The organism is Pseudomonas sp. NPDC087814, from assembly GCF_044742865.1.
Taxonomy (GTDB): domain Bacteria; phylum Pseudomonadota; class Gammaproteobacteria; order Pseudomonadales; family Pseudomonadaceae; genus Aquipseudomonas.
Window position 1 is genome coordinate 19520 of sequence record NZ_JBIUVK010000062.1, and the last position, 15528, is coordinate 35047.

Annotated in this window: 14 protein-coding genes; 4 read left to right on the forward strand and 10 right to left on the reverse strand. The window is 60.3% G+C overall.

The window, feature by feature from the left end; genetic code table 11:
* Nucleotides 1-130: 130 nt before the first annotated feature.
* On the forward strand, nucleotides 131-2494 hold the full coding sequence (locus ACIOMR_RS28015) for a penicillin acylase family protein (protein WP_178965697.1): 2364 nt from the start codon (nucleotides 131-133) through the stop codon (nucleotides 2492-2494).
* A gap of 131 nt (nucleotides 2495-2625) precedes the next feature.
* Here ACIOMR_RS28015 and ACIOMR_RS28020 read toward each other — a convergent pair whose 3' ends face one another.
* The gene (locus tag ACIOMR_RS28020; RefSeq protein WP_401197601.1) at nucleotides 2626-3528 is read right to left on the reverse strand and encodes an AraC family transcriptional regulator; all 903 of its coding nucleotides are present in this window, start codon (nucleotides 3526-3528) and stop codon (nucleotides 2626-2628) included.
* 99 nt (nucleotides 3529-3627) lie between these two features.
* Here ACIOMR_RS28020 and ACIOMR_RS28025 point away from each other — a divergent pair, with 99 nt between their 5' ends.
* A complete protein-coding gene (locus ACIOMR_RS28025; protein ID WP_078739652.1) occupies nucleotides 3628-3981 on the forward strand; it encodes a carboxymuconolactone decarboxylase family protein in 354 nt (117 codons plus the stop codon).
* On the opposite strand, the gene ACIOMR_RS28030 is transcribed toward ACIOMR_RS28025, so the two are convergent.
* On the reverse strand, nucleotides 3959-4924 hold the full coding sequence (locus tag ACIOMR_RS28030) for a GlxA family transcriptional regulator (protein WP_177068574.1): 966 nt from the start codon (nucleotides 4922-4924) through the stop codon (nucleotides 3959-3961). The two genes, ACIOMR_RS28025 and ACIOMR_RS28030, sit on opposite strands and share 23 nt — an antisense overlap.
* 266 nt (nucleotides 4925-5190) lie before the next feature.
* On the opposite strand from ACIOMR_RS28030, the gene ACIOMR_RS28035 reads away from it, so the two are divergent.
* Nucleotides 5191-5832 (forward strand): HD domain-containing protein, encoded by a 642-nt coding sequence (locus ACIOMR_RS28035; protein ID WP_003213877.1) that lies wholly within the window; start codon nucleotides 5191-5193, stop codon nucleotides 5830-5832.
* Nucleotides 5833-5976: 144 nt separating this feature from the next.
* Here ACIOMR_RS28035 and ACIOMR_RS28040 read toward each other — a convergent pair whose 3' ends face one another.
* The 8 genes from ACIOMR_RS28040 to ACIOMR_RS28075 form a co-directional block, all read right to left on the reverse strand.
* A complete protein-coding gene (locus ACIOMR_RS28040; RefSeq protein ID WP_401197606.1) occupies nucleotides 5977-6864 on the reverse strand; it encodes an ABC transporter permease subunit in 888 nt (295 codons plus the stop codon).
* Nucleotides 6861-7781 carry an ABC transporter permease subunit gene (locus ACIOMR_RS28045; RefSeq protein WP_003213882.1) on the reverse strand — a complete coding sequence of 307 codons (921 nt, stop codon included), beginning with the start codon at nucleotides 7779-7781 and terminating at the stop codon, nucleotides 6861-6863. The genes ACIOMR_RS28040 and ACIOMR_RS28045 overlap by 4 nt, the downstream gene beginning before the upstream one ends.
* Nucleotides 7778-8920, reverse strand: a complete 1143-nt coding sequence (locus ACIOMR_RS28050) for an ABC transporter ATP-binding protein (protein WP_003195240.1) — start codon at nucleotides 8918-8920, stop codon at nucleotides 7778-7780. Before ACIOMR_RS28050 ends, ACIOMR_RS28045 begins: the two co-directional genes overlap by 4 nt.
* Before the next feature lie 75 nt (nucleotides 8921-8995).
* A complete protein-coding gene (locus ACIOMR_RS28055; protein WP_003213885.1) occupies nucleotides 8996-10090 on the reverse strand; it encodes a polyamine ABC transporter substrate-binding protein in 1095 nt (364 codons plus the stop codon).
* A 165-nt stretch (nucleotides 10091-10255) separates the two neighbouring features.
* Complete coding sequence (locus ACIOMR_RS28060; RefSeq protein ID WP_003213887.1) at nucleotides 10256-11350, reverse strand: polyamine ABC transporter substrate-binding protein; 1095 nt, start codon at nucleotides 11348-11350, stop codon at nucleotides 10256-10258.
* A gap of 207 nt (nucleotides 11351-11557) precedes the next feature.
* Nucleotides 11558-12922 (reverse strand): aspartate aminotransferase family protein, encoded by a 1365-nt coding sequence (locus tag ACIOMR_RS28065; protein WP_003213889.1) that lies wholly within the window; start codon nucleotides 12920-12922, stop codon nucleotides 11558-11560.
* 58 nt (nucleotides 12923-12980) lie between these two features.
* Complete coding sequence (locus tag ACIOMR_RS28070; RefSeq protein WP_003213891.1) at nucleotides 12981-14339, reverse strand: glutamine synthetase family protein; 1359 nt, start codon at nucleotides 14337-14339, stop codon at nucleotides 12981-12983.
* A 39-nt stretch (nucleotides 14340-14378) separates the two neighbouring features.
* A complete protein-coding gene (locus ACIOMR_RS28075; RefSeq protein ID WP_003213893.1) occupies nucleotides 14379-15158 on the reverse strand; it encodes a gamma-glutamyl-gamma-aminobutyrate hydrolase family protein in 780 nt (259 codons plus the stop codon).
* Between the two features lie 278 nt (nucleotides 15159-15436).
* Between ACIOMR_RS28075 and ACIOMR_RS28080 the strand changes: the two genes are divergently transcribed.
* Nucleotides 15437-15528, forward strand: a 92-nt coding sequence (locus ACIOMR_RS28080; RefSeq protein ID WP_401197612.1) for a hypothetical protein, incomplete at its 3' end; no start/stop codon positions are given.

Here is a 15528-nt window from a genome sequence, read left to right on the forward strand (position 1 = left end):
CCACTTCAGAACCCCCACTTCATGCAGCTCAGGTTCAGGGAGCACGAACCCGAGAGCATTTTCCGCAGCGCTCGCCAAACCCACTAAACTGCCCGAATCTTCACGGTGACCGACTAATAAGGGACAACCCATGAAACGCATCCTGACCGCGCTGGCCATCCTGCTCGTAGCCCTTATGGTTGGCGCCGGCTGGTACGTGTACAGCAAGCAGCCGACCCGCCAGGGCACGGTGGAGCTGGCCCATCTGCAAGGTTCGGTCACGGTGCGCTACGACGACCGAGGCGTGCCGCATATCCGCGCCGAGAACGAGACCGACCTGTACCGTGCCCTCGGCTACGTGCATGCCCAGGACCGGTTGTTCCAGATGGAGATCATGCGGCGCCTGTCCCGTGGCGAGCTGGCCGAGGTGCTGGGGCCCAAGCTGCTGGAGACCGACAAGCTATTTCGCAGCCTGCGCATTCGCGAGCGCGCCTTGAGCTACGTCGAGCACATGGACCATGAGTCTGCGTCCTGGAAGGCCCTGCAAGCCTACCTGGACGGGGTCAACCAGTATCAGGACAGCCACGCCAAACCCATGGAGTTCGACGTACTGGGCATCCCCAAGCGCCCGTTCACCGCCGAAGACACCATCAGCGTCGCCGGCTACCTGGCCTACAGCTTTGCCGCAGCCTTTCGCACCGAACCCTTGCTGACCTACGTACGCGATCAGTTGGGCAACGACTACCTGAAGGTCTTCGACCTCGACTGGCAGCCCAAGGGCGCGCTGAACCTGGCGGCCGGTGACTGGAAAGACCTCGGCGCCATTGCCCAGTTGAGCGAACAGGCCATGGCCGACAACGGCCTGCCGCAGTTCGAAGGCAGCAACGCCTGGGCCATCAGCGGCAGCCGCACCAAGAGCGGCAAACCGTTGCTGGCGGGTGACCCGCATATCCGTTTCTCGGTGCCGTCGGTGTGGTACGAGGCGCAGCTGTCGGCGCCGGGCTTCGAGCTTTACGGCTATCACAACGCGCTGGTGCCGGTGGCGTTCCTGGGCCACAACAAGGATTTCGGCTGGAGCCTGACCATGTTCCAGAACGATGACCTCGACCTGATCGCCGAGAAGGTCAACCCGGACAACCCCAACCAGGTCTGGTACCACGACAAGTGGGTGGACATGACCAGCAGCGAGCAACAGATCGCGGTCAAGGGCCAGGACCCGGTAACCTTGACGCTGCGCACCTCGCCCCACGGTCCGATCATCAACGACGTGCTCGGCGAGAATGCCGGCAAGACGCCGATTGCCATGTGGTGGGCATTCCTGGATACCGAAAACCCGATCCTCGACGGTTTCTATCAGCTCAACCGTGCCGATACCCTCGCCAAAGCGCGTGCGGCGGCGGCCAAGGTCCAGGCGCCTGGCTTGAACATCGTATGGGCCAATGCCAAGGGCGATATCGGCTGGTGGGCGGCGGCGCAATTGCCGATCCGCCCGGCCGGGGTCAACCCGGGCTTTATCCTCGACGGCAGTACCGCCCAGGCGGACAAGCTCGGTTTCTACCCATTCAGCGCCAACCCCCAGGAAGAAAACCCGGCCCGCGGTTATGTGGTGTCCGCCAATGCCCAGCCCGCGTCACCCACCGGCATGCCGATCCCCGGGTATTACAACCTGGCAGACCGTGGCCAGCAGTTGAACGCGCAACTGAGCGACAACAGCGTGAAATGGGACGTGGACAACAGCCAGGCCTTGCAGCTCGGCACCACCACCGCCTACGGGCCACGGCTGCTGGCACCGCTGCTGCCGGTGCTGCGTGACGTGGTCAAGGACCCGGCGCAGTTGAAGCTGGTGGAGCAACTGGCAGCCTGGAAAGGCGATTACCCGCTGGACTCCACCAGTGCCACGCTGTTCAACCAGTTCCTGTTCAACCTCACTGACGCGGCGTTCCACCCGAAACTGGGCGATGGGATGTTCAAGACCTTGCTCACCACTCGGGTAGTGGACGCAGCCTTGCCGCGCCTGGCCGCTTCAGCGGATTCGCCGTGGTGGGATGGCCACCGCGCCGAGACCGTCAAGCTTGCCTGGGACAACAGCCTGCAACACCTCAAGGCGACCTTTGGTGAGGATCCATCGCAGTGGCAATGGGGCAAGGCCCACACCCTGACCCACGGCCATCCACTGGGCTCGCAAAAGCCGTTGGACAAGATCGTCAACGTAGGCCCGTTTGCCGCTCCCGGCACCCATGAAGTACCCAACAACCAATCCGCACAGATCGGCCCGGCGCCGTGGCCGGTGACGTACGGGCCGTCGACCCGACGCCTGATTGATTTCGCCGATGCCGCACATGGGCTGACCATCAACCCGGTCGGGCAGAGTGGTGTGCCGTTCGACAAGCACTATTCCGATCAGGCGGAAACGTACATCGAAGGCGGGTATGAGCAGGCGCATTTCAATGATGAGGAAGTGACGGCGAATACCCGCAGTACGCTCAAGCTGTTGCCGGCCCGGACACCGCAATAACTGAAGAAACAAAAAACCAATGTGGGAGCGGGCTTGCTCGCGAATGCGGTGGATCAGTCAATACATCTGGTGACTGACACTCCGCATTCGCGAGCAAGCCCGCTCCCACATTTTGATCTGCGTTGTTGCGTCTACCGTGCTCGCAGCCGCCCCGGCGCCTCACCGTAGGTTTCCTTGAATTTCTTGCTGAACGCCGCCTGGGATTGATACCCCGCCCGAGCGGCAATATCCGTCAGGCTCAGCCGCGACTGATGCAGCAGGTTGAACGCCAGCTCCATGCGCAACTGCGTCAGCAACACCCACGGCGACACGCCCGCCACTTTGACAAACCCACGCATGAACGTCGCCCGGGACATCGACGCGGCGCTGGCCAGGCTGTCGATGGTCCACTCATGCCCGGGATCCGCCAGCATCGCCTGCCAGGCCTTGCCCAGGCGTTTGTCGGTCAACAAGGCAAAGGTGCCCGCCACCGGCGCTTGCTGCGTCAGCCATGCCCGCAGGATCAGGGTGAACAACGCCGACGACAGCGCATCAATGAAAAACCGCGCCCCCAGCCGCTGCCCGTCCGCCTCGCTGCGCAGCAGTGCGATCAATGCCGCCAGCTGCCCATCGGCCTGCCACTGCCGGCTGGACACCACCAGGTAGTCCGGCAACGCACTGAACAGCAACGACTGGCGGTTGTAGCGAAAGCTGCCGCAGAGCATGTCCACGTCCGGCTGCTCACCGCCCAGGCGATGGATCGGCAGCAAGCCGCCTTCGATCACGGTCTGCGCCACCGGCTTTACCCGCGCGCCCTGGCTGCGCACCAGGTGCGTCGCGCCACCGGGCATCAACAGGATGTCGCCCTCCTCCAGCGTCACCTGCTGCCCGCCGGACAATTCGGCGCGGCACGTGCCCGCCAGCACAATGTGATACGGCGCCACGCCCATCGGCTCGGGCTCGTGGTCCATGGCCCAGGCGCCCTGGAACTGGCAACGCAAGTCCAGGCTGCCCCGCAGGTTGGCCAACGCGATGAGGGTGTCGATGGAGTTCATTTGCGAGCATCGGTCAAAAAGGTGAGTGGATCGAACAAAAGCGCCAAACCTGAACCGCGCACACTGGCTTCACACCCAACCCGTTCAGGAGTTAACACGATGTTCAATAACTGGTCCGACTTGCTGCCTACCGTGAAGAAAGCCTTTGGCGCGCTGGGCAAGAGCAACCCGAAGATGGTCAAAGCCTACATGGCGCTGGGGGAAGCAGCCGAGGAAAATGACGTCCTCGATGCCAAGACCCGCGAGCTGATTTCCATCGCCGTGGCCATCACCACCCGCTGTGACGGCTGTATCGGCGTGCATGCCGACGCGGCAATCAAGGCCGGCGCCACCCGCGAAGAAGTGGCCGCGACCCTGGCCACCGCGATCTCGCTGAATGCCGGCGCGGCGTATATCTACTCGCTGCGCGCCCTGGAAGCCTATGACACGCTCAAACCGGCGCCGCAAAGTTAAGCCGGAATTGTTGCGGCGTCACGCCCAGCCGGCGATTGAACACACTGCGCATGTGCTGGGCATCGCGAAAGCCGCATTGATACGCCACGGTCTTGAGCGGTGCGTGGGTGCTTTCGAGCATCACCCGCGCCGCATCCACCCGCGCCCGCTCGACGAACTCCGCCGGAGTGATCTGCGCTTCCCGGGCAAATACCCGCGAGAAGTTGCGCGCGCTCATGTTGGCGGCTTTGGCCAGGTCGGCGATGGTCAGGTCGCCCGTCAGGTTGGCCAATACATACAGCTGCACCAGCGCCACCGCCGAGGTGGCTTGCGCGTGGGGTGTCAGGAACGGGCTGAACTGCGACTGCCCGCCGGAACGCTGGGTGAACACCACCAGGCGCTTGGCCACGCTGAGGGCGACTTCCGGCCCGTGGTCCTGGGCCAGCAGGTACAGCGACAGGTCGATGCCCGCCGTCACCCCGGCCGAGGTGTAGAGGTTGCCGTCCTGCACATAGAGGCGGTCGGCTTCGACCTGGGCCGATGGGCATAAGGCGGCCAGATCGGCAGCGTCGCCCCAGTGGGTGGTGACGGTGCGCCCGTCCAGCAACCCGGCGCGGGCGAGCATGAAGGCGCCGTTACAGATGGAGCCGAAACGTTTCGCTCGCGCGCTGGCGTCACGCAGCCATTGATTGAACACCGGGCCGAAATCCTCGAAGGGCAACTGCGGCCCGCCGGCCATCAATAGTAAATCGTAGGGCTCGACGGCCTCGCTGAAATGCCGGTGTGCCTGCAAGGACAAGCCGTTGGAACAGGCCATGTTGCCGTGCCCCAGGCCAATCACCTCCAGTTGGTAATGCGCCTCGGGCGGCAGAAAACGGTTGGCCTCGCAGAACACATCCAGGGGCCCGGTCACGTCCAGTGACTGAACGCCGGGGAAGATCAGGATGGCGACGGTTTTGCCCATGAGCAGGAACACCTTTTTCTAACTGAATAAACACAACCCTTGTAGGAGCTGGCTTGCCGGCGATGCAGACACCTCGGTGTAGCAGGTATACCGAGGTGATGCTATCGCAGGCAAGCCAGCTCCTACATTTGATCGCGCATAGCCTTGGCGCGATATCGCGGCACATTGGCCGGGATCGCATCCTCGCCGCGATGGCCCCTTCGCGGGCGCGCGACCAGACTGGACTCATCGGCGCCAACCCCGGCGCTTTCTTGAGGAGAACGACCATGAGCACCACCATCGCCGGCATCAAGATCCCGGACAGCGCCCTGGCCAAGGCCACCACCGAATACATCCGCGACATCGAATCCGACCTGTTGTACCACCACTCCCGCCGGGTGTTCCTGTTCGGCGCATTGAGCGGCGAGCGCCAGCAGTTGGCCTATAACCCGGAGTTGCTGTACGTCGGCGCGATGTTCCACGACCTGGGCCTGGTGGAAGGTCACCGCAGTGACGACGAACGCTTTGAAGTGGACGGCGCCAACGCGGCGGCGGACTTTCTCAAGCCTTACGGGTTGAGCGATGACGACATCGAACAGGTGTGGTTGTCCATCGCCCTGCACACCACACCGGGGGTGCCCAAGCACTTGCGTCCAACCGTGGCGCTGGTGACCGCGGGCGTGGAAATGGACGTACTGGGAATGGAGTACGCGGCGTTTACCAGCGTGCAGCGCGAAGCGGTGGTGCATGCGCATCCACGGGGTGAAGGGTTCAAGGAGTGCATCATCTGCGCGTTTGCCGACGGCCTGCGCCATCGCCCGCAGACCACGTTTGGCAACGTGAAGACCGATGTGCTGGTGGATCAGGAGCCGGGGTTCAAGCCGATGAACTTCGTCGAGGTGATTCGCAAGTCGCCTTGGACTGCTTAACCCGAATTGGAATGCAATCAAAATGTGGGAGCGGGCTTGCTCGCGAAGGCAGTGGATCAGTCAATACATCCGGTGACTGACACTGCGCTTTCGCGAGCAAGCCCGCTCCCACATTTTTGATCCGGTTTCTTCAGGGCTATCTGATTAGACCGGTGCTGGAGCCCGACGCGAATCCGCCGGCTTCTCCCAACCATCCGCAGCCGCTTCTTCAATCGCCTGCTGGATCGCTTTCTTGCGGTGCTCTTCGGCACGGCGGCTGAAGAACCACACCAGGAACGTCACGATCGACACCGCCAGCAGAATCAGGCTGGCCACGGCGTTGATCTCGGGTTTAACCCCCAGGCGAACCGCCGAGAATACTTCCATCGGCAACGTGGTCGAACCCGGCCCCGACACGAAGCTGGCCAACACCAGGTCATCCAGCGACAGCGCGAACGACATCATGCCGCCCGCCGCCAGCGACGGTGCGATCATCGGGATGGTGATCAGGAAGAACACCTTCCACGGCCGCGCACCCAGGTCCATGGCTGCCTCTTCAATCGACAGGTCCAGCTCACGCAAGCGCGCCGACACCACCACCGCCACATACGCCGAACAGAACGTGGTGTGGGCGATCCAGATGGTCACCAGGCCACGTTCCTGCGGCCAGCCGATCATCTGCGCCATGGCCACGAACAGCAGCAACAGCGACAGACCGGTGATCACTTCCGGCATCACCAGCGGCGCCGTCACCAGGCCGCCGAACAGCGTGCGGCCCTTGAACTGGCTGATGCGCGTCAGCACGAACGCCGCCAATGTACCGAGTGCCACCGCCGCAATCGCGGTGTAGCAGGCGATTTCCAGGGAACGACCGACCGAGCCCATCAACTGGGTGTTGTCCAACAGGCCGACGTACCACTTGATCGACCAACCGCCCCACACCGTCACCAGTTTGGATTCGTTGAACGAGTAGATCACCAGGATCAGCATCGGCAGGTAGATGAACAGCAACCCCGCCACCAGCATGAAGCTTGAGAATGTGACGCGCTTCATATCTTGCCCTCCATCTCTTTGGCTTGGCTGCGGTTGAACAGGATGATCGGCACGATCAGGATCGCCAGCATCACCACCGCCAGGGCAGACGCCACCGGCCAGTCACGGTTGTTGAAGAATTCTTGCCACAACACTTTACCGATCATCAGGGTTTCCGGACCGCCCAGCAGTTCCGGGATCACGAACTCGCCCACCACCGGGATAAACACCAGCATGCAGCCGGCGATGATGCCGTTCTTGGACAGCGGCACGGTGATTTTCCAGAAGCTGTTGAAGGTGCTCGAACCCAGGTCCGACGCGGCTTCCAGCAGGCTCTGGTCGTGCTTCACCAGGTTGGCGTACAGCGGCAGGATCATGAACGGCAGGTACGAATAGACCACGCCGATATACACCGCGATGTTGGTGTTGAGAATCTGCAGCGGTTCGTTGATCAACCCGATGGACATCAGGAAGCCGTTGAGCAACCCGTTGTTGCTGAGGATGCCCATCCACGCATAGACCCGGATCAGGATCGCAGTCCAGGTCGGCATCATGATCAGCAGCACCAGCACGGTCTGGATTTCCTTGCGTGCGCTGGCAATGGCGTAGGCCATCGGGTAGCCGATCAGCAGGCAGAGGATGGTGCTGAAAAACGCCATCTTCAGCGAGCCCAGGTACGCCGCGATGTACAACTCGTCATCGCCCAGCATCCCGTAGTTGGCCAGGTTCAGCACCAACTGCAGTTTCTGCTCAACGAAGGTGTAGATCTCGGTGTAAGGCGGGATCGCTACGTCGGCTTCGGCAAAGCTGATCTTCAAGACGATGAAGAACGGCAGCATGAAGAACAGGAACAACCAGAGGAAAGGGATCCCGATGACCACATGCCGGCCACCGGGGGTTATTCGTTGCAGCTGGCGTTTGAACTTCTTCATGTTCATGAGCGAAGTACCACGCCGCTGTCGTCTTCCCACCACACGTACACCTGGTCGCCCCAGGTAGGGCGCTGGCCACGGCGTTCGGCGTTGGCCACGAAGGATTGCACCAGCTTGCCGCTCGGCAATTCGACGTAGAACACCGAATGGCCGCCGAGGTAGGCGATGTCATGCACCTTGCCGCTGGACCAGTTGTGCTCGCAGGTCGGCATTTCGGTGGTCACCAGCAGCTTTTCAGGGCGGATGGCGTAGGTCACCGACTTGTCTTCCACCGAAGTGGCGATGCCGTAGCCGACGTAGATATCGCGGTCCAGGTCCGGGCACTTGAGTACCGCGTGGCCTTCGGCGTCATCCACCACCTGGGTGTCGAAGATGTTGACGTTGCCGATGAACTCGCACACCAGGCGGCTGGTCGGCGTTTCATAGATGTCGATCGGGCTGCCGATCTGGGCGATCCAGCCCAGGTGCATGATCGCGATGCGCTCGGCCATGGTCATGGCTTCTTCCTGGTCGTGGGTCACCATCACGCAGGTCACGCCCACGCGCTCGATGATCTCCACCAGCTCCAGTTGCATCTGCGAACGCAGCTTCTTGTCGAGTGCGCCCATCGGCTCATCGAGCAGCAGCAGTTTCGGACGCTTGGCCAGGGAACGCGCCAGCGCCACCCGCTGACGCTGGCCGCCGGACAGCTGGTGCGGCTTGCGCTTGGCGTACTGGCTCATCTGCACCAGCTTGAGCATCTCGGCCACACGGGCGTCGACCTCGGCCTTGGGGATCTTGTCCTGCTGCAGGCCAAACGCGATGTTCTGGGCCACGGTCATGTGGGGGAACAAGGCGTAGGACTGGAACATCATGTTGATCGGCCGCTCGTACGGCGGCATGTCGGTGATGTCCACACCGTCGAGGTAAATGCGTCCTTCCGTTGGGCGCTCGAAGCCTGCGAGCATGCGCAGCAAGGTGGATTTGCCCGAACCCGATCCGCCGAGCAAGGCGAAGATTTCGCCTTTCTTGATTTCCAGGGACACATCGTCCACCGCAATCGTCTCGTCGAACTTCTTCGTGACCCGGTCGATTTTGACCAGCACCTTTTTCGGTGTCTGGTCGCCCTCGAGGGCTTTCTTATAGGCGCCGGAGGCAACTGCCATTTACGAAACTCCCAGAATAAAAAGAGTGCAGCTCGCCCAATACGGGCCAGCCTTGGATAGTTTGAGCGTTAAGCCTTACTTGCCCGTCTTGACCTTGGTCCAGCTACGGGTCATCAAACGTTGCACTTTCGGGGGTAGCTCGAAGTTGACAAAAGTCCGGTCGAGAACCGCCTGCGGTGGGTAAACCGCTTCGTCGGTGCGTATCGATTGCTCCATCAGTTTGTCCGCCCCTGGGTTAGGGTTGGCGTAACCGACGTAATCACTGACCTGAGCGATCACTTCAGGTTTCAGCAAATAGTTGATGAAGGCGAGGGCCTCTTTGACGTTGGTCGCATCCTTGGGGATGGCCAGCACGTCGAACCACAGGTTGCCGCCTTCTTTCGGAATCACGTAGGCGATGTTCACGCCCTTGCCCGCCTCGGCTGCACGAGCCTTGGCCTGGAACACATCACCGGAGAAGCCGGCCGCCACGCAGATGTTGCCGTTGGCCAGGTCCGAGATGTATTTGGAAGAATGGAAGTAGGTCACGTAGGGACGCACTTTCAGGAGTTTTTCTTCAGCCTTCTTGTAGTCTTCAGGGTTGGTGCTGTTGGGGTTGAGGCCCATGTAGTTGAGCACCGCCGGCAGCATTTCATCCGCCGAGTCCATGAACGACACACCGCACGTGGCCAGCTTCTTCATGTTTTCCGGCTCGAACAGCACGGCCCAAGAGTCGATATGGTCGACGCCCAATACTTCCTTGACCTTGTCGACGTTGTAGCCAATGCCGTTGGTGCCCCACAGATACGGCACGGCGTACTGGTTGCCCGGGTCGTTCTTTTCCAGGCGCTTGAGCAGCGCCGGGTCGAGGTTGGCGTAGTGGGTCAGTTGCGACTTGTCGAGCTTCTGGAACGCGCCGGCCTTGATCTGCTTGCCGAGGAAGTGGTTCGACGGCACGACCACGTCATACCCGGTACGCCCGGCGAGCAACTTGCCTTCCAGGGTTTCGTTGGAATCAAACACGTCGTAGACCGGCTTGATGCCGGTGGCCTTTTCAAAGTTGGCCAGGGTGTCCGGGCCGATGTAGTCCGACCAGTTATAAATATGCACAGTCGGCGCGGCCTGCACGCTGACAGCCAGCGTGATACCTGCACCCACCAGCAAGGCTTTGCGAAATAAAGAAATTGGCAAGTGGAGGTCCTCTTAAATAGTTGGGCCCGAAGTTGTTGCCCGGCAACAAAACCGGCGCGCAACTTACCCTCGATAAACCGATCCGGCAAAACTTTCTGTCATTTAATTGTTTCGCTAACCACCGCGCGCATCGCGGCAGTTAGCAAAACAGGTATCAAAGCGGCTTTACTTGCCCGATTTGATTTTGGTCCAGCTGCGGGTCATTTCCCGCTGAGTAGCAGCCGGCAAGTCAGCAATGGCATACAGCTTGGCTTGCACGTCCGCTGGCGGATAAATGCCTGGGTCGCTGGTGATGTCTTTGTCGACCAACGCGGTAGCTTTCTCGTTACCGTTCGGGAAACGTACGCTGTTGGTAATGCCCGCCATGACTTCCGGCTTCAGCAGGTAGTTCATGAACTTGTAGGCAGCGTCGACATTCTCCGCATCTTTAGGGATAGCGACCATGTCATAGAAGCTGCCGGCACCTTCTTTCGGAATGTCATAGGCAACCTTGACCTTGCCACCGGCTTCAGCCGCGCGGGACTTGGCCTGTTGCACGTCACCCGAATAACCCACGGCTACGCAGATGTTGCCGTTGGCCAGGTCGGAAATGTACTTGGACGAGTGGAAGTAGCCGATCGAAGGACGCAGCTTGAGGAACAGGGCCTCGGCTTGCTTGAGGTCTTCCTTCTTCTGGGTGTCGGTCGGCAGGCCCAGATAATGCAGTGCCACTGGCAGCATTTCGGTTGGCGAATCGAGGAAGCTCACACCGCAGCCTTTGAGCTTGGCGAGGTTTTCCGGCTTGAGGATGGTGTCCCACGAGTCGATCTTGTCGATGCCCAGTGCGGCCTTGACCTTCTCCGGGTTGTAGCCGATGCCGATCGAGCCCCACATGTACGGGAAGGCGTGCTTGTTGTCCGGGTCGCTGATGGACACGGCTTTAAGCAGGGACTTGTTCAAGTTGTCGTAGTTCGACAGCTTGGACTTGTCCAGTTCCTGGTAAACACCGGCCTTGATCTGCTTGGCGAGGAAGTTGTTCGACGGCACGACAATGTCGTAGCCGGACTTGCCTGCCAGCAACTTGGCTTCCAGGGTTTCGTTGGAGTCGAACACGTCATAGACCACCTTGATCCCGGACTCTTTTTCAAAGTTCGCGATGGTGTCCGGTGCGATGTAGTCGGACCAGTTATAAACGTGCAGCACTTTATCGTCGGCGTGTGCCGCGCCTGCCATGGCCCCCATCAGGGACAAGGCCAGGAGGGTCTTGCCAGCGTTCTTCAAACCTAATGCCTTCATTCGGTCATGCTCCAATTTTTTCTTTTTTGGGCCACGTTCGTTCTTTAATTACAACGTGTTTCGCAGCCCGTCTAAGGGCGACAAAACAGGGCGACAGTCTGGCAAGTTCAGGGGCCGGCTTTCAACCAATGCCCCGCTTTTCTAACACCCCAGAAGCAGCGCCCGACAGGCGCTGCGTTCTGAGCCTAGCATTTAGCCCTGCAATGCCGCCAAAGTCAGGTCCAGGCAGTGCCGCGCCTTGGTCACCAACTCGTCTATCTCGGCCTTGCTGATCACCAACGGTGGCGAAATGATCATGGTGTCGCCCACGGCGCGCATGATCAGGCCATTCTCGAAGCAGAACGTGCGGCAGATCATGCCAACACCACGGCCCTCATAACGCTTGCGCGTTGCCTTGTCCTGAACCAGTTCGATGGCACCGAGCATGCCCACACCGCGAACTTCACCCACCAGCGGGTGATCAGCCAGTTCCCTCAAACGCTTTTGCAAATAGGGTGCCGTTTCGTCGTGCACGTGCTTAACAATTTGTTCATCGCGCATGATGCGGATGTTTTCCAGGGCTACCGCTGCCGCCACCGGGTGACCGGAATAGGTGAAGCCGTGGTTGAAATCACCGCCTTCGTTCAGCACGGCGACCACTTCGTCGCGCACGATCAGGCCGCCCATCGGGATGTAGCCGGAGGTCAGGCCCTTGGCGATGGTCATCATGTCGGGCTTGAGGCCGTAGAAATCGCTACCGAACCACTCACCGGTGCGGCCAAACCCACAGATCACTTCGTCAGCCACGAACAGGATGTCGTACTTGGCGAGGATTTCCTTGATGCGCGGCCAGTAGCTGTCTGGGGGCACGATCACGCCACCGGCACCCTGGATCGGCTCGGCAATAAAGGCACCGACGTTGTCCACACCCAGCTCCAGGATCTTCTCTTCCAGCTGGTTGGCCGCCCACACGCCGAATTCTTCCGGGCTCATGTCGCCGCCTTCGCCGAACCAGTAAGGCTGGGCGATGTGGACGATGCCCGGGATCGGCAAGTCGCCTTGTTCATGCATATAAGTCATGCCGCCCAGGCTGGCGCCGGCCACGGTTGAACCGTGGTAGCCATTCTTGCGGCTGATGATGGTTTTCTTGTTCGGCTGGCCTTTGATCGCCCAGTAGTGGCGGACCATACGCAGCATGGTGTCGTTGCCTTCGGAGCCGGAGCCGGTGAAGAACACGTGGTTCATGCCTTGCGGGGCGATATCGGAGATGGCTTTGGCCAGTTCCAGCACCGGCGGGTGGGCGGTCTGGAAGAACAGGTTGTAGTAAGGCAGTTCTTTCATCTGCTTGGCGGCCGCATCAGCCAGTTCATCGCGACCGTAACCGATCGCCACGCACCACAGGCCGGCCATGCCGTCGAGAATCTTGTTGCCTTCGCTGTCCCACAGGTAAACGCCGTGGGCTTTGGTGATGATCCGTGGGCCTTTCTCTTTCAATTGCTTGAAGTCGCTGAACGGCGCCAGGTGGTGATCGCTGCTCAAGGCTTGCCATTCACGGGTTTGCGGGTTGTTGCTGGACATACCAATCTCCTAGATATTTCAGGTGAGGACGCGCCGTTTGAAGGGCGCGCCCGGCGCATCAGACGGCGAAGAGCAGGAATTCCCGCTCCCACGAACTGATCACGCGCTTGAAGTTTTCATGCTCGGCCCGCTTGACCGCGACGTAGCCTGTGATGAATTTGTGACCCAGGTATTTCTCGATGGTCTTGCTGTTTTCCATGCGCTCCAGGGCGTCTTCGATGGTCAGCGGCAGGCGCAGGTTGCGGCGCTCGTAACCACGCCCCACCACCGGTGCGCTTGGGCTGATGCCTTCGACCATGCCGATGTAGCCACACAGCAAGCTGGCGGCAATCGCCAGGTACGGGTTGGCGTCGGCACCGGGCAGGCGGTTTTCCACCCGACGGTTTTGTGGGCCGGCGTCCGGAACCCGCAGGCCAACGGTGCGGTTCTCTTCGCCCCACTCCACGTTGACCGGCGCCGAGGTGTCGGGCAGGAAGCGGCGGAACGAGTTGACGTTAGGGGCGAACAGCGGCAACAGCTCGGGGATGAATTTCTGCAGGCCGCCGATGTGGTGCAGGAACAGCTCGCTCTTGGTCCCGTCTTCATTGGAGAACACGTTCTTGCCGGTGGCGATATCGATGATGCTCTGGTGCAGGTGCATTGCACTGCCGGGCTCGCCGGTCATGGGCTTGGCCATGAAGGTGGCCGCCACGTCGTGCTTGAGCGCCGCTTCGCGCATGGTGCGCTTGAACACCAGGATCTGGTCGGCCAGGGACAGTGCGTCGCCGTGACGGAAGTTGATTTCCATCTGCGCCGTGCCGTCTTCGTGGATCAACGTGTCGAGGTCCAGTTCCTGCAATTCGCACCAGTCGTAGACGTCTTCGAACAACGGGTCGAATTCGTTGGCCGCTTCTATAGAGAAGGACTGGCGGCCAGTCTCCGGGCGACCGGAGCGGCCAATCGGCGGTTGCAGCGGGAAGTCCGGGTCTTCGCAGCGTTTGGTCAGGTAGAACTCCATCTCCGGCGCCACGATGGGCTGCCAGCCCTTGTCGGCATAGAGCTTGAGGACTTTCTTGAGCACGTTGCGCGGCGACAGCTCGATCGGGTTGCCTTGCTTGTCGTAGGTGTCGTGGATCACCTGGGCCGTAGGCTCTATGGCCCAGGGCACGAGGTACACCGCGTTCTCGTCCGGGCGGCAGATCATGTCGATGTCGGCCGGGTCGAGTAATTCGTAATAGATGTCGTCTTCGACATAGTCGCCGGTCACGGTCTGCAACAGAACGCTTTCGGGCAGGCGCATGCCTTTTTCGGCGATGAACTTGTTGGTCGGCGAGATCTTGCCCCGGGTGATGCCGGTGAGGTCGCCAATCATGCATTCGACTTCTGTGATCTTGTGGTCTTTCAACCAATCGGTGAGCTGGTCGAGGTTGTTACTCATAAATGCCTCTGGGCTGTGTTTCCTGACATCCATTAAAGGTCAGGCGTAAGTTGACGCAGCATCCGCGTCGCGTTGCATCACCCGCTTTCGACAGGCATTGCCAAATGCCTGGAAGATTGCGAGGTAGTGCGGGTTAGAGCTTACCTGCCATTCGGGGTGCCATTGCACTCCTAAAGCAAAAGCCTTGCCCGCGGGCACTGAAAAGCCTTCGATCAGGCCATCCGGCGCGGTGGCCTCGACCTGGAAACCGGCCGCCAGGCGATCAATCCCCTGTGAATGAATCGAGTTGACCTGGATGGTCGACGGCAAGCCCAGGCTTGCCAATACCCCATTCGGGGAGATGGTTACCGGATGTGCCGGGCCGTACTGGATGTCCAGCGGCTGGGTGTCGTCTTCGCGGTGATCCATCATGCCCGGCACTTCATGAACCTTCTGGTGCAGGCTGCCGCCAAACGCCACGTTCATTTCCTGGAAGCCACGGCAAATCCCCAGTACCGGAACGCCGGCCGCTATGGCTGCACGCAGCAGCGGCAGGGTGGTTTGGTCCCGTGCAGAATCATGAGCAGTCCCGGGCGCGCTGGCCGGACCGTCGTAGTGAAAGGGTTCGATATTGGAAGGTGAGCCGGTAAATAGAATGCCGTCCAGACCGTCAAGAATATTGGCCGGGTCGAGCAGATCCGCCAGGGACGGAATAATCAACGGCAAGCCCTTGGCAGCGGTGGCCACTGCACGGACGTATTTGTCGCCACTGATGTGATAAGCATGCAGACCGACCTGTTTGGAGCAGGCGGTGACGCCGATTAACGGCAGGCGAGACATGAAGCACCCCGGTATTATTGCTGTTATGGGTTTGAATCGAGCTTAGCCTTGTTCATTTTTTTACACAACACCCCCGTAAAAAATACAACACGGCCCGCTCAAACGTGCTGGTTCCAAGAGCCCCAATCCCAAAAAATTGCCCCAAAAAGCCCCAAAAAAGCCCTCATGGCGCTTTTTTAGGGCAAAAAAGGCCTCGCTTGACTTCGGCATGCCGTTCGGGTTGACTGAAACCCGAAGAGATCAATGATTGATATTTTTAACAACAAAGGTGTTGCATCATGTCGGTACCCCCGCGTGCCGTTCAGCTTAACGAAGCGAACGCGTTCCTTAAGGATCATCCTGAGGTTCTGTACGTAGACCTTCTAATTGC

Bases quoted from the DNA above. Each gene is read 5' to 3' on its own strand.
- ACIOMR_RS28020 (WP_401197601.1), bottom strand. From the start codon at position 3,528: ATGAACTCCATCGACACCCTCATCGCGTTGGCCAACCTGCGGGGCAGC.
- ACIOMR_RS28040 (WP_401197606.1), bottom strand. From the start codon at position 6,864: ATGAAGCGCGTCACATTCTCAAGCTTCATGCTGGTGGCGGGGTTGCTG.
- ACIOMR_RS28035 (WP_003213877.1), top strand. From the start codon at position 5,191: ATGAGCACCACCATCGCCGGCATCAAGATCCCGGACAGCGCCCTGGCC.
- ACIOMR_RS28030 (WP_177068574.1), bottom strand. From the start codon at position 4,924: ATGGGCAAAACCGTCGCCATCCTGATCTTCCCCGGCGTTCAGTCACTG.
- ACIOMR_RS28075 (WP_003213893.1), bottom strand. From the start codon at position 15,158: ATGTCTCGCCTGCCGTTAATCGGCGTCACCGCCTGCTCCAAACAGGTC.
- ACIOMR_RS28015 (WP_178965697.1), top strand. From the start codon at position 131: ATGAAACGCATCCTGACCGCGCTGGCCATCCTGCTCGTAGCCCTTATG.
- ACIOMR_RS28025 (WP_078739652.1), top strand. From the start codon at position 3,628: ATGTTCAATAACTGGTCCGACTTGCTGCCTACCGTGAAGAAAGCCTTT.
- ACIOMR_RS28050 (WP_003195240.1), bottom strand. From the start codon at position 8,920: ATGGCAGTTGCCTCCGGCGCCTATAAGAAAGCCCTCGAGGGCGACCAG.
- ACIOMR_RS28045 (WP_003213882.1), bottom strand. From the start codon at position 7,781: ATGAACATGAAGAAGTTCAAACGCCAGCTGCAACGAATAACCCCCGGT.
- ACIOMR_RS28065 (WP_003213889.1), bottom strand. From the start codon at position 12,922: ATGTCCAGCAACAACCCGCAAACCCGTGAATGGCAAGCCTTGAGCAGC.
- ACIOMR_RS28070 (WP_003213891.1), bottom strand. From the start codon at position 14,339: ATGAGTAACAACCTCGACCAGCTCACCGATTGGTTGAAAGACCACAAG.